The following is a 20,930-nucleotide window of genomic DNA, read 5'->3' as shown; positions in this document are numbered from 1 at the left end:
GTCTCCTGTGTGCTGGCGTTGGTGTCGGTGATCCCTCAGTTCGGGGTGACCGTCGTGGCGCCCGCACTGCCCGGGATGGCGGCGTTGCCGTCCGGTGGTCCGGGGGCGGTGCAGTTGGTCGTCACGCTCTATCTGGCCGGGTTCGCGGTGTCGGTCCTGCTGGCCGGGATGCTGGTGGAGCGCTGGGGGGTGCGGCGGACCCAGTTGTGGGCGCTGGGGCTGTTCGTCGTGGCCTCGGTGGTGTGCGCGGTGGCCCCGACGCTGCCGGTGCTCGTGGCGGGGCGGTTCGTCCAGGCGCTCGGCGGGTGTGCGGCGACGGTGCTGGCGCGTCTGACGGTGCGGCACGTCTACCCCGAGGCGCTGCGCGTGCGCACGCTGTCCACGCTGATGGCCGCCATCGCGGTCACCCCGTGCCTGACGCCCGTCCTCGGTGGCCGGCTGACCGAGTCGACGGGCTGGCGGGGCGTCTTCGTCCTCATGGCGGTGCTCGGTGCGGTGGCTGCCGTGCTCTTCCTCGTCGTGGTGCCGTCCGGTGCGGAGCCGGAGGGGCGCCGGGGAGTGCGGGTGCGGACGGTGCTGGCGGACTATGCCGTCCATCTGCGGGACCCCTCCTACCGTGCCTGCTGGTACGCCATCAGTCTGGCGTCGATGGCGCATGTCGTGTTCGTGACGTACTCGGCGCACGCGCTGGGCGTGGGAATCCGGCTGACGCCGACGGCGTACGGCGGGCTGGTGGCGGTGACCGCGCTGGGCGCGGTGGCCGGTGCGTTCGCGGTCCGGGGGCTCTCGGCCAGGTGGGAGCTGACCGCTCTGCTGCGGCGTGCCGCGGTGGTGTGCGCGCTGGGCGGCGTCCTGTTGGCCGTGGTCGCCGCGGCCGCCGCCGGGCTGGGGGCCCGGCATTCGCCGTGGCCTGTGGTGGTGCCCATGATGGTGGTGATGGCCGGGGTCGGCGCGGTCCTGCCCGCGTCCCAGGCAGGCATGCTGCACTCGGTCGGCCGCAGTCCCGGCAACGCTTCCGGGCTCTTCTTCTGTCTGCAACAACTGGCGAGCACGGTGTACGGGTCCGTGGCCGGGCTCTGGCCGGGGATGACCGCGTCCGCCCTGGCCGTGTGCGTCGCCGTGCCGTGTGTGCTGGTGCCGCTGGCGGTACGGCGGACGGCGTCGGCGGGAGCGGACGGCAAGGGCGTACGGAAGGGCCGGCGAGTGGACAGGCCGGTGGCGGACTCCGTGCCGCCGGGGCGGTCAGGCGGTCGTCAGTGAGGTGTCAGGGGGTGGTGGGAGGATCGGTGGGACAGCGCATCACGCCGGTTCCCGTCGCCGTGCCGTTGCCGCCATGACATCCGTTGCCCTTCGCCGTGCCGTTGCCGCCGTGACACCCGGTGCCGTCCCGTGCCCGGTGTGCGGGCGGCCCCGGGCCGTGCGGCGTCCCGGGGACCTCGTCCGGCAGACGGGTGGGGACGACGCGACGGCCGGCCGACCGCAGGAGATCAGACATGGCCGTCAGAGTCGTCAGAGGTGTCGGCGCACGCGCCCGGAGCGGTCTTCACGCCCGGCGCGTCCGGGGGGTGTTGCGAAGAGGGCGGGCGCGGGCGGCGGAGCATCAGGGAGCGCTTGCGGTGACGGTGCTGCTCGCGGCTGCGCTGATCGCTCCCCCGGCGCCGCAGGCCACGGCGGGCGGGTCCCGTGGCGGGGCGGACGGCGGGTTCCGTACGGGCGTCGCCGCCGGATGCCAGACGCGGGCCGACGCGCGGCACACCGACTGGACCGGCATGAACTTCCTCGGAGACGTGGTCTGTCCGCACAACCTGGGCGCGATCCGGGTGCAGTCCACCCCCCAGAGCACCGTGAACGGGCAGATCGCCTTCGCGCCGAGCTGGTTCGTGTGCTGGAAGAAGGGCGGCTCCTACCAGGGCAAGGACATCTGGTACTACACGCAGGCCGACACCGTCTCCGGGAGCAAGGGGGCCAAGGGGTGGGGCTATCTGCCCGCCGCGGAGATGCAGGTGTCCGGGCATCCGGTCGCCGGTCTGAAGAAGTGCACGTGGGCGTGAGGTGTACGTGGGCGTAAGTGCACGTGGGCGTGAAGTGACGCGAGGTGTACGGAGGCCGGTCGTCGGCCGGGAGGGTGGTCGCACATGAAGGGCAGGAATGTCCGGCGGGCTCCGGTGCTGCGGCGGACCGTACCCGTGGTGGCCGTGCTGGGACTGGTCACGGGGCTGACGGCGGCCGGTCCCCCGGAAGCCGGGACCGGTGGGGGCGCCGCGCGCGAGGGCACGTCGGCTGCCGGGTGTGCGCTGCGCCAGCAGCAGCCGCACCAGGACACCCTCAACAACGTCTTCACCTTCGACCTGTACTGCGACAACCTGGCCAACGACATGTACGGCCGCGCCTCGTACGACGCGCCCGTCACCGGCCGTCTCAAGTTGTCGCCGAGCTGGTTCGTGTGCTGGACGCAGGGGGACGCGGCCCCCGGCGAGAGCAAGGTCTGGTACTACACCCAGGGCGACGAGGTGGCGAGCCTGCCGAGGCTGAAGGGGTGGGGGCTGGTGCCCGCCCGGGTCGTGGCGTCGCCGAGGCATCCGTTCCCGGGGCTCCCCCGCTGTTCCTGGTTCTGACGCTGTTCCTGGTTCTGAGAGCCGGTCCCGTACGGGGGGCCGTCGTTCCCCCCTGCCGCGCCCGCTCCCACACCCCGCACCCCACACCGTTTCGTCCTTTCCAGTACCGGAGGTCGCCCGATGTCTTCACGAAGCGCCACAGGTGTGCGGGGCCGCGCGCTGGCCGCGGCGCTGCTGGGATGCGCGCTGCTCGCCGGCCCGGCCGTGGCCCTCGGCGGTGGAACCGCCGCGGCGAAGGCGCCGGCCCGCTCCGCCGAGGCCGCCGGCCTCCGGAACGGCGTCAACGGCGAGTGGCGGTACTGCCCGTACACGGGTGACCATCCAGAGCTCGGGAACGGTCACGCCAATGACGCCGTCGGGCATCTCCAGTGCGTGTTGAACAAGGTGTACGGCTACCGCAACGTGGCCACGGACAAGATCTTCGGCGCGGCCACACTCGCCGCGGTCAAGGACTTCCAGCAGTCGGTCGGCCTGACCGCCGACGGCTTCGTCGGGCCGAGGACCTGGGCCGCCCTCCACCCGTGACCCGGGCCCGGCGGCTCACCTCTGCCGCTCCGCCTCCGGCGGCTCCCGTCCCGCCAGAGCGGCGTCCAGGGCGCGCAGTGCCGCGTCCGCGCGGGCGCGGGTGGGCATGTCGTCCGGTGCCCCGGCAACGGCGTGGAAGGCGTCGACGACCGCCTGCTCGTACACCGTGAGCCGGGGCGCCCGGCGCTCCTGATCTTCCTGACGTGCTGTCATGGGCTGATCCTCCCCTTCCACAATCGTCCCCTTTCACCATCGTCCGAGTGGTGTTCTCAAAAGGCGTTCGCGGCGCGGAAGATGTGGGCGAAGGCGGCCAGGCTCGGGCTGCCCCGGAACGCCGCGTACTCGGGCAGGATCACGTCCGGTGCCCATTTGCGCTTGTACGCGAGCTGGGTGCGGGCGGTGTAGACGGCTTCGCCGTACTCCTCCAGGTGGTGCAGGAACCACTGGAGCCCCCGGCTGTGGCCGGGCACCTCGTGCGCTTCGTGGAGTCCGGTGAAGGGCGTGAACCCGAAGTGCAGCCAGCGGGCCCCTTCCGTGCGGAACGTGTCGATGGCGGTGCTGTTGACGGCCTCCATGACGCCGGGTGGGCCGTCGGGCACGCGTCGGCTGAGGTCGTGCAGCCAGCCGGGCCGGGAGCCGGGGACCGGGGAGTAGGAGATGTAGCCGATGGGCCGGCCGTCGATGGTGCCGAGGAAAAGCCGGCGGTACGCCTGTCCCCTGCCGTCGGTGCGGCCGACCAGGAATTCCAGCGGCCTGGCGTGTTCGCCCTTGCTCGCCAGCCAGGCGGCGTCGATGTCACGGAGGGCGGCGCGGCAGGTGGCGGCGTCGGTCTCGGTGACCGCCAGGCCCGCCCGCCGGGCCCTCGCGATCTTGTTGCGCAGTTGCATGAAGCGGGTGCCGCGCAGGGTGAAGGCGGCCAGGCCGACCGTGTAGGAGGCGCCGACCTGGTTGACGGTGTAGCCGCAGTCGGCGTAGATCTCCGCGTCGTGGCGCTGGAGTTGTACGGCCACGGGCGTCAGGCCGGACCGGTCCGCGTACCGGAGGAACGCGTGCAGCAGCGTCCGGTAGTCGCGGCGTGGGGCGAACGGGCCGCCGAACTGCACGGCGTAGCCGCCGCACCGGCGGAAGACGACCATGCCGTCGGCCTGCGGGCTGGTGAAGTGCTCGGCTTCCTCGTTCAGGGCCAGGAAGGCGCTGGAGTTGTCCGCGTCGGTGTGGGTGCGGATGGCGGTGAGGACGGTGTCGGCGGAAAGGAAGGGCAGGGCGGCGGCCTCATCGGTGGTCGGCGGGGCTGACGCCCGGACGGGAGAGGTGTCCGTACCGGTGGCCGAAGCCTCCGTGCCGGTCGTGGGGGGTTCCGTACCGGTGGCCGAAGCCTCCGGACCGGTCGTGGGGGCCTCCGTACCGGTGCCCGGGATGTGCGGTCGCATGGCTGTCACCTCGTATTCGCGGATCGCGGAAGGGCCGGTACGCACCGGCCGGTGGGGCGCGGTCCCCGCGGGGGCTCTCACCCCGTTCCCATCGCCAGTACCGCGTTCTGCCCGCCGAAGCCGAAGGAGTTGGTCAGCGCGACTCCGGGGCGCAGTGGCCGGGCCGCGGTGGCCACGTCGATGTCCAGTGCGGGGTCGAGGACGCCGAGTCCGGTGGTGGGGGGCGCGGTGGCGTGCCGTATGGCCAGGAGGGTGTAGACGGCCTCCACCGCGCCCGCGGCGCCGAGCAGGTGGCCGGTGGTGCCTTTGGTGGAGGTCACCACGGCTCCGGTGCCGAAGAGCCGGCCGAGGGCCAGTCCTTCGACGCGGTCGTTGTGCGGGGTGGAGGTGCCGTGCGCGTTGATGTGGGTGACATCGGCCGGTACGGCGCCGGCGTCGGCGAGGGCGGCGCCGACGGCTGCCTCGATGCCCCGGCCGCGGGGGTGGGGGGCGGTGATGTGGTGGGCGTCCGACGAGGCTCCGTAGCCCAGGACGAGGCCGTGTACGGGTGCGCCACGGGCCCGCGCGTCCGCCACCCGTTCCAGGACCACGATGCCGGCGCCCTCCCCCGCCACGAAGCCGTCACGTCCGGCGTCGAAGGGGCGGGAGGCGGTGGCCGGGTCGGCCGTCCGGCGGGACAGGGCGCCCATCTGGGCGAACCCGGCCATCACCAGGGGGGTGAGCATCGCTTCGCTGCCACCGGCCAGGACCACGTCGCAGCGGTCCAGGAGCAGCAGGTCACGGGCGGTGCCGATGGCGGTGGCGCCGGATGCGCAGGCGGTGGTGACGACCAGGCCGGGGCCCGAGGCGCCAAATTCCAGGGCGAGTTGCCCGGCCAGCATGTTGGGGAGCTGCATCGGCAGCAGGAGCGGGGAGACCTGGTCGGGGCCGTCCGTCAGCAGAACACGGTGCTGGGTCTCGACGGTGCCGGGGCCGCCGTCGGCGCAGCCGAGGACGACGCCGACGCGGGCGCCGTCCCAGGTGGGCGGGTCCAGTCCGCTGTCCCGTACGGCCTCCTGGGCGGCGACGAGCGCGAACTGGACGAACCGGTCGAGGCGGTACGCCTTACGGTCGCCGAGCAGCCGGGCCGGGTCGAAACCGGGGACGCGGCAGGTGAGGTGGGCGGGGAGGGGGTGAAGGCCCGGGTCGAGGGAGGCGGTGGCCCGGCCGGCGAGGACGGTGGACCAGTTGGCGGCGACGCCGGTGCCGGCCGGGGTCACCAGTCCCATGCCGGTGACCGCTACGGCATGGCGGGGGCGCGGACGCGGCGCGGCGCCCGTCACGGACACATCCGGTGCGGGCATGTGCGACGCGGGCCCATTCGGTACGGACACATCCGGTGCGGGCGCGTGCGGTGTGCTCTCATTCGCCGGCATGCGCGGCAGCGCTCCGCTCCTCGATCAGGTGCACGATGGCGGCGACGGTGGGCGTGCGGGCCAGTTCGTCGTCGCTGACGTGGACGCCGAGTTCCTTGGCCAGGACCAGGGAGAGTTCCACCAGGGCGAGCGAGTCCAGTTCGATGTCGTCGTGGGTGGCGTCGACGGTGATGTGTTCCGGGGCGATGTGGAGTTTGCCGACGAGGATCTCCCTGAGGTGCTCGAAGAGCGCGGTGTTCACCGAGGGTGTGGGGCTCGTGGAGGTCATGGGTTCGCTCCTTCAGGGAGTGTCGCGCGGTACGGGCAGGTCGGGCCAGCGCAAGGTGGTGGCGCCCCAGGTGAGGCCCGCGCCGAAGGCGGTCAGGACGAGGCGGTGGCCGGGGCGCAGCCGACCGTCGGCCGATGTGTGGTCCAGGAGCAGCGGGATGGAGGCGGCGGCGGTGTTGCCGACATGTTCGATGTTGGAGAGGCGGTGTCCGGGCGGCAGGCCGAGTTCGTCGGCGAGGGCGTGCAGGATGCGGGTGTTGGCCTGGTGGGCGGCGAGCCGGTCGATGTCCGTGAGCCGCCAGCCCGCGGCGGCCACGGCCGTACGGGACGTCGTGGCCATCCGTTCGACGGCCTGGCGGAAGGTGGCCCGGCCCTGCATGCGCAGGTACCGTTCGCCCGCCGGGACTTCGATGAGGCCGGCCAGGTCGCCGTCGCTGCCCAGGACGACCGGGCCGAACGCGCCGGGTTCGCCGTCGGTTCCGGCCCGCAGGACGACGGCTCCGGCGCCGTCGGCGAAGATGACGGCGGTGCTCCGGTCCGCCGGGTCGATCAAGGTGCTGAAGGTCTCGGCCGCGATGAGCAGGACGCGGCATGCGCTGCCGGTGGCCAGCAGCCCGCCGGCGGTGGCCAGGCCGTAGAGGAAACCGCTGCACACCGCGGCGACGTCGAAGGCGGGGACACCGCTCAGGCCCAGGCGGGCGGCCACCTGGGGTGCGGTGGCCGGGCAGCTCCGGTCGGGGGTGGTGGTGGCCAGCACGACGGCGTCCGCGGTGGGTTCCTCGGCCGATTTCAGGGCCCGGCGTCCGGCTTCGACGGCCAGGTCGGAGGTGGTGGTGCCGGGGGCGGCGAGGTGCCGGCGGCGGATGCCGGTACGGCTGTGGATCCAGGCGTCGTCGGTGCCCAGGCGCCGTTCGAGGTCGTGGTTGGTCAGGACGTCCGGCGGCAGCCAGGAGCCGATGCCGGTGAGCACGGGCCGTACGGCCGTGGGCGGTGGTGTTCCGGCCGTCTCCCGCGGCCGGGCGGCTGTCATCGCGCACCGCCGAGGATGCCGATGGCGTCCTCCAGGCCCATGTACCGCATGCGGACCTCCGCCATCTCGTCGGTCCAGCGTTCGGCGGCGGCGTAGCGCTCCTGCGGTGTGGTGTCGGTCAGGCGGCGGCCGGGCCACAGTTCCTGGGCGCCCACCACGTCGGCGTGTTCGCTCAGGCCCTGCTGGAAGAGTTCCTCGCGGGCCAGGACGAATTCCCGGTCGGGGACCTTGTCCCACAGGTCGCGCCCGGCGTGGAGGATCTCGACGACGCGGGACCGGTATCCGGGGTGGCGGGCCAGGTGCTCGCGCAGGAGGGAGCTGCCCACGGTCAGGTGCCGTATCTCGTCGATGGCGGCGGTGCGGGAGAGTTCGGAGGCGGCCGGGTCCAGGCGGCTCCATTTGCGTTCGCTCAGTTCGGCGGCGGGGGCGAGGACCCCTTCGATGACGATGGTGAAGACGGCGACGCCGCCCGCGAAGTCGGCCCGGTCGCGGACGATGTCCAGGGTGAAGTCGACGACCGGGTCCAGAACCCGGCGGCGGTAGTCGGCGTTCCGTTCCTCCAGGTCGGCGAGGAGAGTTGCCGCGGGCAGGCCCACTTCCGTGAGGTGGTGGCGGAAGATGCGGCTGTGCCGGGCCTCGTCGACCAGTTGGGTGGCGTAGAACTCCATTTCGGGGACGCCGGGGGCGAGGGCGACGTAGTGGGCCAGGAGCCGGGTGGCGTATTCCTCGGCGAGGGCGCGCTGGCCCAGTTCGAGGACGATGGCCTCGCGCAGCGGCCCGGGGCGGCGCATGTGGTCGGGCGTCGGGGTGGTGTCGCGGTGTCCGGAGACGGCCCGGTCGCGGAGGGTGCCCTGGGCGACGTGGGTGAACCAGTACGCGAGGTCGCAGCGGTCGGCGGTGAGGGTGAGGTCCATGGCGCCTTCGAGCAGTCCCGGTGCGGTGTCGAAGTCCGCTTCGGGGGCCGTCGGCCCGGGTGTCGCCGGGTCCGGCCGGGGGGTGGGGGTCATCGGCTGGTCTCCTTCTTCGCGTCCTTCGCGGGTGCGGCCGGGTCTCGTACCGGGCCAGGCCGTGCGGTCACCGGGCCGGTGCCGTGCGGTCACCGGCCCGCGTCGGCCGTGCGGGGCCGCTGCTTCTTCCCGTGGTGTGCGGGCACCCGCTCCAGCAGAGGGCCGCGCAGTCCGTCGAGGAGCGTGCGGTAGCCGGGTTCGGGGGCCGGTTCGAAGTGCAGGCCGAAGGGTTTGTAGAAGTTGCCGAACAGGCCGCGGTCGCCGAAGAGGTGCCACGGGAGCAGCAGCAGGGCCCATTCGGGGCCGATGAGCCAGCACCACAGGGCGGCCACGGCACCTTGGGTGACCAGGCTGTGCATCGTGTTGTAGAGGACGTAGTAGACCTTGGAGATCTCCTTGGTGCGGCTGCGGCGGTAGGCGACGGCGCCGGGGAGGTAGCCGACGAGGTCGATGTAGAGGAACAGCGCGATGGCCGGGAGCCAGCGGATCTCGTCGGCACGGGCGACGATCAGGACGGTGACGACCGCGAAGCCGACGAGGTATTCGCCGCGGTGCAGTGCGGCGGTGGTGGGGGTGTCGAAGGGGTTGGCCTGGTCCATGGCGGGGTCCTGGGTCCTAGTGGGTGTCCTCGAAGGGGGCGGCAGGGTCGGTGGGCGGTTCCGGGGCCGGTTCCGGGGCCGCTCCCGCGGTCTCCCCGGTGGCCGTTCCGGTGTCCGGTTCCATCGGTACGGACAGGCCGACGTCGGGGAAGAGGCCGTGGACGGCCCAGGCGACGGTTTCCCTGACGACCCGTTCGGCGATCGGGTCGAGGATGCCCTCCAGGCTCGGGATGCCGAAGTCGAAACGGGCCAGGAAGCGGACCCGTACGTCGTCGCCCGCCTGGGCGAATTCCCAGTGGCCGGTGAATTCCTCGAAGTCGCCGTCGGTCTGCCGGAAGGTGACGCGCAGCGCGTCGCGGTCGTACTCCTCCCGCTCGGTCCAGCTCAGCAGTCCGCTGCGGAAGTGCAGTTCCCAGCTGGAGCGGCCGTCGGCGGGGCCGCGTTCGTGCACGGTGGTGGTCCGTACGTGCGGGGCCAGGTGCGGGTAGTGCTCCCAGCGGGTGACTTCGTCCAGGACGTGCGGTGCCTTCTCGTTCCGCACGGTCGCTTCCAGTTCCACCCGTCTCATGGGCTCTCTCCGTCGTCCGGCAGGCGCGCGCCGCCCGATACGAGCGCGCGGCACGCCTGTTCCAGGGATGTGAGGAAGAAACCGGTCTCCTCGTCGGTGAGGGTGGCGGGCGGGGTGAACCGGACGACGGAGCTGCCGATCATCGAGTGGTTGCCGATGACGTGGTGGTTGAACAGCTCGATCAGCAGTTCCCCGGCCAGGCCCGCCTCCGCCAGTTCGATGCCGATGAGCAGGCCCCGGCCGCGGACGTCCACCGCCAGGCCGCCCAGGGTCCGGGCGGCCACGGCGCGGATCTGCGGCAGCAGCCGCTCGCCGAGTTCCCGGGCGCGGGTGATCAGGTCCTCCTCCTCGATGGCGCGCAGGGTGCCCTGTACGGCGGCCATGAGGAGGGGCTGGCCGGAGAAGGTGGCGGTGTGGACGTAGGGGTCCTTGTCGAAGGGCCGGAACGCCTCGCGGGTGGCGACGGCCGCGGAGACCGGCACGATGCCGCCGCCGAGCGCCTTGCCTGCCAGGAGGACGTCGGGGGTGACGCCCTCCAGGTAGGCGCCCCACCACCGGCCGAGCCGGCCCAGGCCGGTCTGTACCTCGTCCAGGACGAGGAAGCCGTCGTGACGCCGTACGAGTTCCTCGGTCCGGCGCAGATAGCCGGGCGGCGGCAGGACGACGCCGCCCTCTCCCTGAACGGGTTCGACCAGGACGCACACCTCGCCGGGGTGGGCGGCCAGTTCCCGTTCCAGGGCGGCGGCGTCACCGTAGGGCACATGCGTCACGTCGGGGATCAGCGGCCGGAAGGGCGCCTGGTACACGTCCTTGGCGGTGGCGGACAGGGCGCCCAGGGTCTTGCCGTGGTAGCCGCCGCGCATCGCCACGGTGCGGCGGCGGCCGTTGGCCCGCGCCAGTTTCAGGCCGGTCTCGACGGCTTCGGACCCCGAGAGGGCGAAGTGCACCCGGTCCAGTCCCTCCGGGGTGACGGCGGTCAGGGCCTGGGCGGCGCGGGCGACGGTGGGTTCCAGGAGGATGCGGGTGGCGGTGGGGTGGGTGTGGAGCTGGCGCAGTACCGCGTCCATGACGACCGGGTGCCGGGCGCCGGTGAAGAAGACACCGTAGCCGCCGCAGTTCAGGAACCGTTCGCCGTCGGCGGTCGTGAGCCAGGCGCCGTGGGAGGAGATCTCCAGATGGCTGCCGAAGAGTTCGGCGAGGGTGGCCCGGCCCTTGCTGAGGTGGGCCCGGTACAGGCGCAGGGTCTCCGCCCCGGTGGCGGGAGGGGCCGTCCCGGGGGGTGCGGGATGGGGCATGGGTGTCACGGATGTGCCTCCGGTTCCGGGGCGGGAGGGCGCGGGCGGAAGGGCGCGGGCGGAAGGGCGCGGGGCGGTCAGGACAGGATCAGGGGCGCGCCGCAGAAGTAGGCCACCAGCGCGTCGGCGGTGCTGGTGCGCGAGGGCGGGTGGAAGGCCAGCGGCCGTACGGAGCGGGCGAGCAGGGCGCTGTCGCCGGAGCGGATGAAGTCGATGCCGCCGAGGAGTTCCAGGGCCAGGTCGGCGGCGTGGCCGAGCATCTCCTGGGCGGCGAAGCGTGCCACGAGGACGGCGGCGACCGCGTCGTCCCCGGCGAGTCCGTCGCGTACGGCGCGGGCGGTGCCCTCCAGCAGCGCGTAGGAGGACTCGACGCGTACGGCGAGGGCGGAGCGCTCCGCGACGCTGCCGCGTTCGCGTTCCAGGACGCGGCCGGCCAGGGCCGAGGCCGCGCCCGCGTAACCGGCGGCGACCAGCAGTTCGAACCAGACGAAACCGGCCTGCTGGAGGTCGTCGAGGCGGTGCGGGTCCTCGGCGGTGGTGTGGATGACCAGATCGCGCGGTACGTACACCTCCCGCAGGCGGACTTCGTCGCTCTCCGCGCCGGCCAGCACGTCGTTGCCCCAGAACGGCTGCACGCTGATGCCCTCGGAGCCGGCCGGGATCAGGGCGAGGGCCAGTTCGGAGGCGCCGCCGGGACCTTCGACGGCGATGCTCGCGGTGAGCAGGTCCATGGAGCGGGAGAGGCTGCAGGGTTTCTTGCCGCCGTTGAGGCGGTAGCCGTCACCGTCGGGGCGGGCGGTCACCGACGGCAGCAGGATGTTCTGCCGGGTGCGTCCTTCGGCCCAGCCGGAGGCCAGCAGCAGCTGTTCGGGGACGACCCGGCCGAGGACCGCCAGCTGGGCGGGGGTGAGGCGGCCGGTCTCCGCGGCGAGGGCGTAGAGCATCGCGACGGTGAAGTGGTGCATGGCGACGGCGGCGGCCAGGGAGGGCGAGTAGGAGCCGACGGCGCGCATGACACGGACCCCGTCGACCGGGTCCGCTCCCTGGCCGCCGAACCGCCGGGGCACCAGCAGGGAGACGCCGCCGTGTTTGCGGAAGAGGTCGATGACGGGGCTGCCGGGGGCTTCCCGGGCGGTGGGCGGGACGGCCTCCAGGGCCTGGCCGAGGCCGGGATGGTAGCGCTCGCACACGGCGCGAGCCTGGTCGAGGGAGCGCACGGTGGCACCTCCGGGGTGTGTGCCGCGGCAGGGCGGCCGGGTCAGCCGCGCCGGTCGCCGAAGACGGCGCGCAGCGGACTGACGCCGGCGCCGACGCTGACGCCCTGCAGATGCGAGGTCTTGAGCATGGGGTAGTTGGCCTCGCCGTGGACGCCGCCGGTCAGGCCGGTGCCGCCGTGGCTGGGCAGGTAGGGCAGGAATCCGATGTGCGAGTCGTTGACCTTGAGCAGGCCGCCGTTGGTGACCCGGCGTACGAAGGTGTCGGCGATGTCCCGCGAGCGGGTCCACAGCGAGTTGCGCAGCCCGTAGGCGTTGCCGTTCACGAACCGGATCATGTCGTCGAGGAGGCGGTCGTCACCGGCGGGGCCGGGGACGACGACGGGCAGCAGCGGGAAGAAGGTCTCCTCGCGGACCACGTCCAGGCGCGCGGCCCGCTCCAGGCCGTCGGCCCGTACCACGGTCGGTTCCAGGAAGACGCCGGTGGCCGAACGGGTGCCGTCCAGTTCGGTACGTGCGCCGCCGCACACGAGGCGGGCGCCCCCGGCGAGGGCCTGGTCGAGCAGCGCGAAGAACCGTTCGCTGCGGCGTACGGGCGTCAGCAGTACGCCGTCGTCCTCGGGGTAGCCGGGCCGTACGGCGCGGGCCTTCTCGGCGATGCGGGCGGTCAGGTCGTCGGCGACGGCGGGGTGGGCGATGACGCGGTTGGGCACCATGCAGATCTGCCCGGAGCCGTAGAACGCCTCGCAGGCCGCTTCGGCGGCCCAGTCGAGGTCGGCGTCGGCCCACACCACGACGGTGTCGTTGCCGGCCAGTTCCAGGACGGGTTTCTTGCCGCCTGCCACGCACCGCCGCTCGATGCTCAGTCCCTCCGTACAGCCGCCGATGTAGAAGATGTCGTCGACGTACGGACTCTCCAGCCACCGGTCCATGGTGGAACGGGGGTTGCCGCAGACCACACTCAGCGTGCCGGGCGGGGCGCCCATGTCCTCCAGGAGCGGTACGGCCAGGTCGCGCAGGACGTACAGGGTGCTCAGCGCGATGCTGCGCGGGGCCCGTACGACGACGGCGTTGCCCGCCATCACGGCGAGGACGGCGAGCGCGGCGCTGGGAGCCGGGGCGTTCTGCGGCGGGTTCAGGCAGACCACGCCGTCGGGCTGCCGGCGGACGATCAGGCGGCGCCCGCCGTGCCGGATCTCGGTGTGCATCTGCTGGCGGCACCAGGCGAGGGTTTCGTCGCTGTAGGTCTGTAGCAGACAGCTCAGCTCCCAACGGGCGAGGGCGCGCGGATGCGCTTCGGCCGTCAGCAGGCCCAGGAACTCCTCCTCGTGGCGCAACAGACGCGCCCGGAAGGCGGCGCCGAGCCGCATTCGGTCCTCCAGGGGGACCGCGGCCCAGGCGGGGGCGGCCTCGCGGGCCGCGCGCAGCGCCCGCTCGTTGTCCTCGGGCGAGGTGACCGCGACCCGGCCGACGACGTAGGGATGGCCGGCCGCGGCGGAGCCGGGGTCGCGCTCCAGCCTGCGTTTGAGGGCGACGCTGGCGAACACGTCCTCCAGGAGGGAGCGGGAGCTGACGGTGTAGACCCAGTCGCCGTTCCCGGCATCCGCGTCACGGCCTGCGATGTACGAGGGGTAGCTGCGCGGCGGCGCGGCGGCCGGGGTGCGTACCGGCCGTGCCGGGCGGAGATGTTCGGCGGAATTCATCGCGTACGGACCTCCCCCGGCCGGTGACGAACGTGCCCATGAGCGGGATCCTGGCACGCCCGTCTGACACCCGGCTGACAGCGCGCTGACCGCCGTACGGACGCGGGGCCCGGCCGTCAGCGGCTCATCAGCGGGCCGTCAGCGGCGGCGGCCACACTGGCTGCGCACACCCGCCGGAACACGCCCGCCGGAACACGCCCGCCGGGAACAGAGGAGATCGCGTATGACGGCTCCACAGGGAAGTGCCGCGCCACCGGCGCCGTCCGCGTCGTTCGCGGAATTGCTGCACCAGGTGAAGGCCGAAGGGCTGCTCGAACTCCGGCCGCGCTATTACGTGGGAAAGCTGGCCTTCAACACGGCTTTGCTGGCGCTGGGATTCACGGCGTTCCGCACACTGGGCGCCTCGTGGTGGCAGCCGGCGGTCGCGGTGTGGATGGGTTTCTGCGGAGCGCAGTCGGCATTCATGTGGCACGACGCCGGACACAAGGCGATGTTCCGCAGCAAAAGACTCTCGACAGCCGTCGGACTGATCCACGCCAACCTGGTCAACGGGGTGAGTTACGGCTGGTGGGTGAGCCACCACAACCGTCACCACGCCCACCCCAACCACCTGGAGCTGGACCCGGACATCGGCCGCCGCACGGCGATCTTCGACCTGAAGCAGTATCCGTCCCGCCGGGGGCGCCAGCGGTTCATCGTGCGGTATCAGAGCGTGCTGTTCTTCGTCCTGCTCGTCCAGGAACTCTTCAAGATGCAGCGCAATGCCGTACGGCTCATCCGTCGCGGCGAGGTCGAACGGCCCGCCGTGGAAGCGGCACTCATCATCACCCGCGCCGTCGTCTATCTCTCCCTGGCGTTCTGGGTCCTCACTCCCGCCCAGGCCGTGGTGTTCATCCTCGTCCAGCAGGCCGTGCAAGGCGTGTATTTCGGGCTGCTCTTCGCCCCGAACCACAAAGGCATGGACATCCGGGACGGCGCGGAGGAGTCACTGGACTGGCTGGAGCGGCAGGTCCTCACCTCACGCAACATCCGTCCGTCGCCGCTGATGAATTTCCTCTACGGTGGCCTCAATTTCCAGGTGGAACACCACCTTTTCCCTGCCATGCCGCAGAAGAACCTGCCCCGGGCCCGGCAACTGACGCGGGAATACTGCGCCCGGCGCGGTCTGCGCTATCACGAGGTCGGCTTCCTGCGCTCGTACCGGGACGTGGCCTCGTATCTGCACGCCGTCTCCGCGCCGATCCGCCGGGGGCACCGGTCCGGAAGGAGCGTCACCTCGTGCTGAATTCGCCGGTCGCGGCTGTACGGGCCGCGCGAAGAGCCCGGTCCGGGGCGGTCGGGGCGGCCCTGGCCGCCGCGGCGTTCCTGGTCGCCGCGACCCTCATGCCGGGGGCGGCCCAGGCCCGCCCGCCGGAGGAGCGAGTGGGCCCGGCGGCGCGCGTCGCCGCGTGTGTGACCCGGGACGGAAGCCAGCACGTCGACTGGACGGGCGCGTGGTTCGACCACGATGTCGTCTGCGACAACACGCGGGGAGACGTACGGCTCCAGTCGTTCTCGGACAGCCCGGTCGTGGCCAGGATGCTCACCACCCGGAGCTGGTTCGTGTGCTGGAAGACCGGCGACCCGACCCCGGCCGGCAACAGCTTCTGGTACTACACGCAGGGCGACGAGATCGTCTCCCGTCCCTCCGCGAAGGGCTGGGGCTACCTGCCGGGCAACCTGGTTCACTCGGGGGCCCATCCGGCTCCGGGGGTACCCAAGTGCCAGTGGGCATTGCAGGACGAAGCGGCGAAGACGCAGTCACCGGCCGGGCCCGCCGCCTCCCACGGCGACCGGGCCGCGACCCACGGTGTCCGGGCCGCCGCCCACCGCCCCTCAGGCATCTGCCAGCTCCGCAGTAACGTCTCCCACACCGACTTCACCGGAAAGAACTTCACCCGGGATCTGTACTGCGAGAACGTCGTCGGCGACGTCTACGCCAAGACGGAGAACTACGCCATGGTGGTCGGCAAGCTCATCACCACCCTGAGCTGGTTCGTGTGCTGGGAGACCGGCGAACTGCACGCCGGGCAGAACCGCATCTGGTACTACACCCAGGGCGACAGGATCCTCAACTGGCCGCAGCGCAAGGGGTGGGGCTATATCCCGGCTTACCGGCTGACGACGACGGTGGACCCGTTCCCCGGACTGCCGGCCTGCGTACCGGGCAAGACCTCGCCCGGTCTGAAGCAGGCGGCGGGAGACCGCCGATGAGGCCGCCCGGCCCCCGCCGTGCCGCCCGGCTCCGTACGGCCCTGGTTGCCGTCGCACTCACCGGCGTCGGCGTTCTGACCACGGTCCCGGCGTCCGCCGCTCCCTCGTCCGCGCCCGCGCGTACGTGTCATCTCCGTGACGGCGTGCACCACGCGGACACCCTCGGCAACTCCTTCTCCAAGGACCTCTACTGCGAGAACAAACCCGGCGACCTCTACGGCCGGGCGTACTTCACGGCGCCGGTGACCGGTCGGCTGAAGTCCTCCACCAGTTGGTTCGTATGCTGGACGCTGGGCGATCCGCACCCGGGCGGCAACAACGTCTGGTACTACACGCAGGGCGACGAAGCCCTTCAGTTCCCCACCCTGAAGGCCTGGGGCAGCATCCCCGCCGACCATCTGTGGACCGAGCAGGACCCCGTTCCCGGCCTCCCCCGCTGCCCCTGGAGGTAAGTGGCCCCCGCGATGACGGGCCCGTGGCCTGCTTCAGTACCGCAATCGTGCCGCGGCGTACACCTCGATGGCATCGCGCCGGTACGCGGCCAGGCCCGGCGCGATCGACTCGTACGCCGCGCGCCAGTGTGCGTTGTCCACGCAGGAGCGCCCGATCGCACGGTATTCCTCGGCGGTGGCCGGCCGGATCCGGACCAGCGCGCGGTACTGGGTGTCGATCTCGGCCTGCGTCCGATCGGTGTCGGCGGAGAGACCGGCGGCCAGCAGTTCGGTGAGCCGGATCATCTGTGCTGTGCGCGCGGTGACCGGCCTCGATCTCCGCCTCGGTCAAGGCCGGGGTGTGCCGTTCGATGGCCTCGGCGAGCTCCGGGAAGTCACGCAGGCTCTGCATGTACTGGGCGGGGCGGATGCCCTCGAACGTGCTTCCCGTATCGAATAAGCGCCGCAGCGGACCGCACGCTCACGTCGGGATGGCCCCCGCCATTCGACGGAAGACGGCTTTTTACCTCCACCACACCTCGCGTTCGAACGACCGGCCTCGATGGCGTCGCCGCCCCGTCCACCGGAATCGCATCGACGGCGTTGTATATATCTCCAGTCATACAAGCAATCGCTTCTCGCATATGCGTGCGGCAGGTTGAGCAAAGCACATGGAAGGTTGCGTATAACTCTGTCCAATTGTGTTCACCGGGGCGGTTCGGGGAGCGCTTTCGGGGTCAAACTTGGCCCGAAAATGCGCGATGCCCGCTGTCAGGACACAGGGTGCCGCCGCACGGAGAGAAGGGACGTCCGGCCGTGACGCATCGCGGAGCACGCAAGGCAGCGGAACGTGTGGCGGGTGAGGTGGCAGAGCGATTACTGCAGCTCGGCCAGCAGTTGCAGGGGACCGCGACGACATCCGACCGGCGCGCGGTCTACCGTCCGGACCAGCAGGTCAACGACGCTCCGTACCGTGAGCGGTGGGCGCACGACAAGGTGGTGCGCTCGACCCACGGGGTGAACTGCACGGGTTCGTGTTCCTGGAAGGTGTACGTCAAAGACGGTCTGATCACCTGGGAGACGCAGCAGACGGACTACCCGTCGGTGGGCCCGGACCGCCCGGAATACGAGCCGCGCGGTTGCCCGCGGGGCGCGTCGTTCTCCTGGTACACGTATTCGCCGACCCGAGTGCGCTATCCGCATGTGCGCGGTGTCCTCCTGGAAATGTACCGGGAAGCCCGGCAGCGTCTGAATGATCCGGTGGCGGCCTGGGCCGAGGTCACCGGCGACGCGGACAAGCGCCGGCGTTACCAGGACGCACGCGGCAAGGGCGGGCTGGTGCGGCTGGGCTGGGACGAGGCCCTGGAGATCGCGGCCGCCGCCCACGTACACACCATCCGGACTCATGGTCCCGACCGGGTGGCGGGCTTTTCGCCGATTCCGGCGATGTCGATGGCCTCGCACGCGGTCGGCGCCCGGTTCATGGCGCTGCTCGGCGCGCCGATGCTCTCGTTCTACGACTGGTACGCGGACCTGCCGATCGCCTCGCCACAGGTCTTCGGCGACCAGACCGACGTACCGGAGTCGGGCGACTGGTGGGACGCGGCGTACCTGATGCTGTGGGGCTCCAACGTGCCGGTCACCCGCACCCCCGACGCGCACTGGATGGCCGAGGCCCGCTACCGCGGCCAGAAAGTCGTCGTGGTCTCCCCCGACTACGCGGACGCGACCAAGTTCGCCGACGAATGGCTGCACCCCCACCCGGGCACCGACGGAGCCCTGGCGATGGCCATGGGACATGTGATCCTGCGCGAATTCTTCGTCGACCGGCAGGTGCCGTACTTCACGGACTATGTGAAGTCCTTCACCGATCTGCCGTTTCTCGTGGAGGTGGAGCGGCGCGGTACGTCCTTCGTTCCGGGCAAGTTCGTCACGGCGGCCGACCTGGACCTGTCCGAGGAGAACCGGTCCGAGGAGGACCGGGCGGAGGCGGGGCAGGCGGAGGAGTACCGGCGCTGGAAGCCGGTGGTCTTCGACGCGGGCCGTGGTGCTCCCGTGGCGCCGCCCGGGACGCTGGGGGAACGGTGGTCCGAGCACGGTGCGGGCCGCTGGCATCTCGGCCTGGGTGACGTGGACCCCCTGCTCACCTTTTACGAGGAGCGGGCCGGGACCAGCGTGGAGGTCCTTCTGCCGCGCTTCGACCAGGGCGCGGAAGGTGTGTCCGGCGGCGGAGGCACCGTACGCCGGGCGGTTCCGGTGCGCGAGATCGGCGGGCGGTGGGTGACGACCGTCTTCGACCTGCTGCTGGCCCGGTACGGCGTGCACCGTCCGGGCCTGTCGGGGCAGTGGCCCGAGGGGTACGACGATGCGGAACTGCCGTGCACGCCGGCCTGGCAGGAGTCGCTGACCTCGGTTCCGGCGGGTGCGGTGGTAAGGGCCGCGCGGGAGTTCGCGCACACCGCGGAGAAGACGCGCGGGCGCTGCATGATCGTGATGGGAGCCGGCACCAACCACTGGTTCCACTCGGACACCATCTACCGTTCGTTTCTGACGCTGTTGCTGCTGACCGGCTGCCAGGGCGTCAACGGGGGCGGCTGGGCGCACTACGTCGGCCAGGAGAAGGTGCGCCCGTACGCGGGCTGGCAGCAGGTGCAGAGCGCGGCGGACTGGGTGCGGCCCTCGCGGCAGATGGCCGGGACACCGTTCTGGTACCTGCACACCGACCAGTGGCGCTACGAGTCCTACCGCGCCGACGCGCTGGCCTCCGCGACGGGCCGGGGGCTGTTCGCAGGCCGTCACACCGCCGACCTGGTGGCGCAGTCGGCCCGCCTGGGCTGGATGCCCTCCGCGCCCACCTTCAGCGACAACCCCCTGACCCTGGGGGAACAGGTACGCGCCGCCGGACGCGAGCCGGGGCAGTGGGTCGCCGACCGGCTCCGGCAAGGACAGTTGCGTTTCGCGTGCGAGGACCCGGACGATCCGGCGAACTGGCCGCGGGTACTGACGGTATGGCGGGCGAACCTGATCGGTTCCTCCGCCAAGGGCAACGAGTACTTCCTGCGGCATCTGCTGGGCGCCGGCGACAACGCGAGCGCCGAGGAAGCGCCGCCCGAGTCACGGCCGCGCGATGTCACCTGGCACGAGCAGGCACCGCGCGGCAAGCTGGACCTGCTGCTGGCGCTGGACTTCCGGATGACCTCCACGACCCTGATGGCGGACCTGGTGCTGCCCGCCGCCACCTGGTACGAGAAGCACGACCTGTCCAGCACGGACATGCACCCCTACGTGCACGCCTTCTCCCCCGCCATCGACCCGCCCTGGCAGGCCCGTACCGACTTCGAGATCTTCCAGAGCCTGGCGGCGAAGTTCAGCGAACTGGCCCGGGGGAGGCTGGACACCCGCCACGACCTGGTGGCCACCGCCCTGCAGCACGACACGCCCGGCGAGACGGCACAGCCCGGCGGCGTGGTGCCCGACTGGCGGGAGGCAGGCCCGCCCCGGCCCGGCCACAACCTCCCGGCGTTCGCTCTCGTCGAGCGGGACTACACGGCCGTGGCCGCGAAGCTGGCGAGCCTGGGGCCGCTGGCCGAGGAGGCGGGCATGACCGTCAAGGGCGTGACCGTGTACCCGCGGGCGGAGGCCCGGTGGCTGGCCGACCGGTGCGGAACGGCCCGCCCGGAACCCGTACGGGGCCGGCCGCTGCTGGACACGGACGTGAAACTGTGCGAGGCGATCCTCGCCCTCTCCGGCACCACCAACGGTCGGCTGGCCGCCGAAGGCTTCGCGCGGCTGGCCGAACGCTGCGGCCCGGACAGCCGGCTGGAAACCCTCGGCGAGTCGGTCGCCGAGCGGCGGGTGGTCTTCTCCGACACCCAGGCGCGCCCGGTGCAGGTGGGCGCCAGCTTCGAGTGGTCGGGCAAGGAAGGACCCGAGCGCCGGTACGCGCCGTTCACGATCAACACCGAGCACCGCAAGCCCTGGCACACCCTCACCGGGCGCCAGCACTTCTACCTCGACCACGACTGGATGGCCGAACTCGGTGAGCAACTGCCCGTCTACCGGCCGCCCCTGGACCTGGCCGCACTGGGCGAACACTCCCCGACGGGGGTGGGGAGCGCTCGCTCGGTGACGGTCCGCTACGTCACTCCGCACTCGAAGTGGTCGATCCACTCCGAGTACCAGGAGAACCTGCTCATGCAGACCCTGGCCCGCGGCGGGCCGGTCATCTGGATCAGCGTCGAGGACGCGGCGCGGATCGAGGCCGCCGACAACGACTGGATCGAGGCGGTCAACCCGAACGGCGTGGTCGTCGCCCGCGCCGTCGTCTCGCACCGTATGCCGCCGGGCACGGTGTTCATGTACCACGTACAGGAACGCCTGGTGAACGTGCCCAAGTCCGAGGCCACCGGCCGTCGCGGCGGCGTCCACAACGCACTCACCAAACTCCTGATCAAGCCCACCCACCTCATCGGCGGCTACGGCCAGCTGTCCTTCGCCCCGAACTACTACGGACCCACCGGCAACCAGCGCGACGCCGTCACCGTCATCCGACGCCGCTCGCAGAACGTGGAGTACTGA

At 71.8% G+C, this 20,930-nt stretch carries 20 protein-coding genes; 8 read left to right on the top strand and 12 right to left on the bottom strand.

Annotation, left to right across the window (positions count from 1 at the left end; translation table 11 throughout):
* The first annotated feature begins 21 nt into the window (after positions 1-21).
* The 4 genes from A6A06_RS21940 (at position 22) to A6A06_RS21925 (ending at position 3,140) form a co-directional block, all read left to right on the top strand.
* Positions 22-1,260: an MFS transporter gene (locus A6A06_RS21940; protein WP_199931051.1), complete on the top strand. Its 1,239-nt coding sequence runs from the start codon at positions 22-24 to the stop codon at positions 1,258-1,260.
* 356 nt (positions 1,261-1,616) lie between these two features.
* A complete protein-coding gene (locus tag A6A06_RS21935; protein WP_073762964.1) occupies positions 1,617-2,051 on the top strand; it encodes a hypothetical protein in 435 nt (144 codons plus the stop codon).
* Positions 2,052-2,135: 84 nt separating this feature from the next.
* Positions 2,136-2,615 carry a hypothetical protein gene (locus A6A06_RS21930; RefSeq protein ID WP_199931050.1) on the top strand — a complete coding sequence of 160 codons (480 nt, stop codon included), beginning with the start codon at positions 2,136-2,138 and terminating at the stop codon, positions 2,613-2,615.
* Between the two features lie 120 nt (positions 2,616-2,735).
* Positions 2,736-3,140: a peptidoglycan-binding domain-containing protein gene (locus tag A6A06_RS21925; RefSeq protein WP_073762962.1), complete on the top strand. Its 405-nt coding sequence runs from the start codon at positions 2,736-2,738 to the stop codon at positions 3,138-3,140.
* A gap of 15 nt (positions 3,141-3,155) precedes the next feature.
* On the opposite strand, the gene A6A06_RS21920 is transcribed toward A6A06_RS21925, so the two are convergent.
* The 11 genes from A6A06_RS21920 to A6A06_RS21870 all read right to left on the bottom strand — a co-directional run bounded on the left by A6A06_RS21920 (position 3,156) and on the right by A6A06_RS21870 (position 13,668).
* Entirely contained in the window at positions 3,156-3,353 is a 198-nt protein-coding gene (locus A6A06_RS21920; RefSeq protein WP_073762961.1) for a hypothetical protein, read from the bottom strand.
* 56 nt (positions 3,354-3,409) lie between these two features.
* Positions 3,410-4,570 carry a phosphatidylglycerol lysyltransferase domain-containing protein gene (locus tag A6A06_RS21915; protein WP_079194206.1) on the bottom strand — a complete coding sequence of 387 codons (1,161 nt, stop codon included), beginning with the start codon at positions 4,568-4,570 and terminating at the stop codon, positions 3,410-3,412.
* A gap of 77 nt (positions 4,571-4,647) precedes the next feature.
* Entirely contained in the window at positions 4,648-5,913 is a 1,266-nt protein-coding gene (locus tag A6A06_RS21910; RefSeq protein WP_073762960.1) for a beta-ketoacyl-[acyl-carrier-protein] synthase family protein, read from the bottom strand.
* Positions 5,914-5,971: 58 nt separating this feature from the next.
* Positions 5,972-6,253, bottom strand: a complete 282-nt coding sequence (locus A6A06_RS21905) for an acyl carrier protein (RefSeq protein ID WP_073762959.1) — start codon at positions 6,251-6,253, stop codon at positions 5,972-5,974.
* Between the two features lie 12 nt (positions 6,254-6,265).
* Positions 6,266-7,282 (bottom strand): beta-ketoacyl-ACP synthase III, encoded by a 1,017-nt coding sequence (locus A6A06_RS21900; RefSeq protein ID WP_073762958.1) that lies wholly within the window; start codon positions 7,280-7,282, stop codon positions 6,266-6,268.
* Entirely contained in the window at positions 7,279-8,289 is a 1,011-nt protein-coding gene (locus A6A06_RS21895; RefSeq protein ID WP_073762957.1) for a VlmB-like protein, read from the bottom strand. Before A6A06_RS21895 ends, A6A06_RS21900 begins: the two co-directional genes overlap by 4 nt.
* An 89-nt stretch (positions 8,290-8,378) precedes the next feature.
* Entirely contained in the window at positions 8,379-8,888 is a 510-nt protein-coding gene (locus A6A06_RS21890) for a hypothetical protein (RefSeq protein WP_242440867.1), read from the bottom strand.
* A gap of 16 nt (positions 8,889-8,904) precedes the next feature.
* Positions 8,905-9,456, bottom strand: a complete 552-nt coding sequence (locus tag A6A06_RS21885) for a type II toxin-antitoxin system RatA family toxin (RefSeq protein ID WP_079194205.1) — start codon at positions 9,454-9,456, stop codon at positions 8,905-8,907.
* Positions 9,453-10,751 (bottom strand): aspartate aminotransferase family protein, encoded by a 1,299-nt coding sequence (locus A6A06_RS21880; RefSeq protein ID WP_073762955.1) that lies wholly within the window; start codon positions 10,749-10,751, stop codon positions 9,453-9,455. The genes A6A06_RS21885 and A6A06_RS21880 overlap by 4 nt, the downstream gene beginning before the upstream one ends.
* Before the next feature lie 77 nt (positions 10,752-10,828).
* Positions 10,829-11,968 carry an acyl-CoA dehydrogenase family protein gene (locus A6A06_RS21875; RefSeq protein ID WP_073762954.1) on the bottom strand — a complete coding sequence of 380 codons (1,140 nt, stop codon included), beginning with the start codon at positions 11,966-11,968 and terminating at the stop codon, positions 10,829-10,831.
* A 41-nt stretch (positions 11,969-12,009) separates the two neighbouring features.
* Positions 12,010-13,668, bottom strand: a complete 1,659-nt coding sequence (locus A6A06_RS21870) for an aldehyde dehydrogenase family protein (RefSeq protein WP_073762953.1) — start codon at positions 13,666-13,668, stop codon at positions 12,010-12,012.
* Between the two features lie 223 nt (positions 13,669-13,891).
* Between A6A06_RS21870 and A6A06_RS21865 the strand changes: the two genes are divergently transcribed.
* Genes A6A06_RS21865 through A6A06_RS21855 form a run of 3 tightly spaced genes read left to right on the top strand, consistent with a single transcriptional unit; the run spans position 13,892 to position 16,373 of the window.
* Complete coding sequence (locus tag A6A06_RS21865) at positions 13,892-14,953, top strand: fatty acid desaturase family protein (protein WP_073762952.1); 1,062 nt, start codon at positions 13,892-13,894, stop codon at positions 14,951-14,953.
* Positions 14,947-15,921 carry a hypothetical protein gene (locus A6A06_RS21860; protein WP_073762951.1) on the top strand — a complete coding sequence of 325 codons (975 nt, stop codon included), beginning with the start codon at positions 14,947-14,949 and terminating at the stop codon, positions 15,919-15,921. Before A6A06_RS21865 ends, A6A06_RS21860 begins: the two co-directional genes overlap by 7 nt.
* Positions 15,918-16,373: a hypothetical protein gene (locus A6A06_RS21855; RefSeq protein ID WP_073762950.1), complete on the top strand. Its 456-nt coding sequence runs from the start codon at positions 15,918-15,920 to the stop codon at positions 16,371-16,373. The genes A6A06_RS21860 and A6A06_RS21855 overlap by 4 nt, the downstream gene beginning before the upstream one ends.
* Positions 16,374-16,406: 33 nt before the next feature.
* Here the strand turns inward: A6A06_RS21855 and A6A06_RS43745 are convergent, their stop codons facing one another.
* Entirely contained in the window at positions 16,407-16,658 is a 252-nt protein-coding gene (locus tag A6A06_RS43745; protein WP_338015931.1) for a TipAS antibiotic-recognition domain-containing protein, read from the bottom strand.
* Positions 16,659-17,216: 558 nt separating this feature from the next.
* Here A6A06_RS43745 and A6A06_RS21845 point away from each other — a divergent pair.
* A complete protein-coding gene (locus A6A06_RS21845; protein WP_443333765.1) occupies positions 17,217-20,930 on the top strand; it encodes a nitrate reductase subunit alpha in 3,714 nt (1,237 codons plus the stop codon).

This window comes from Streptomyces sp. CB02923 (assembly GCF_001905005.1).
Taxonomy (GTDB): domain Bacteria; phylum Actinomycetota; class Actinomycetes; order Streptomycetales; family Streptomycetaceae; genus Streptomyces.
The sequence above is the reverse complement of the archived record's forward strand: the minus strand, read 5'-3'. Positions and strand labels throughout refer to the sequence as shown.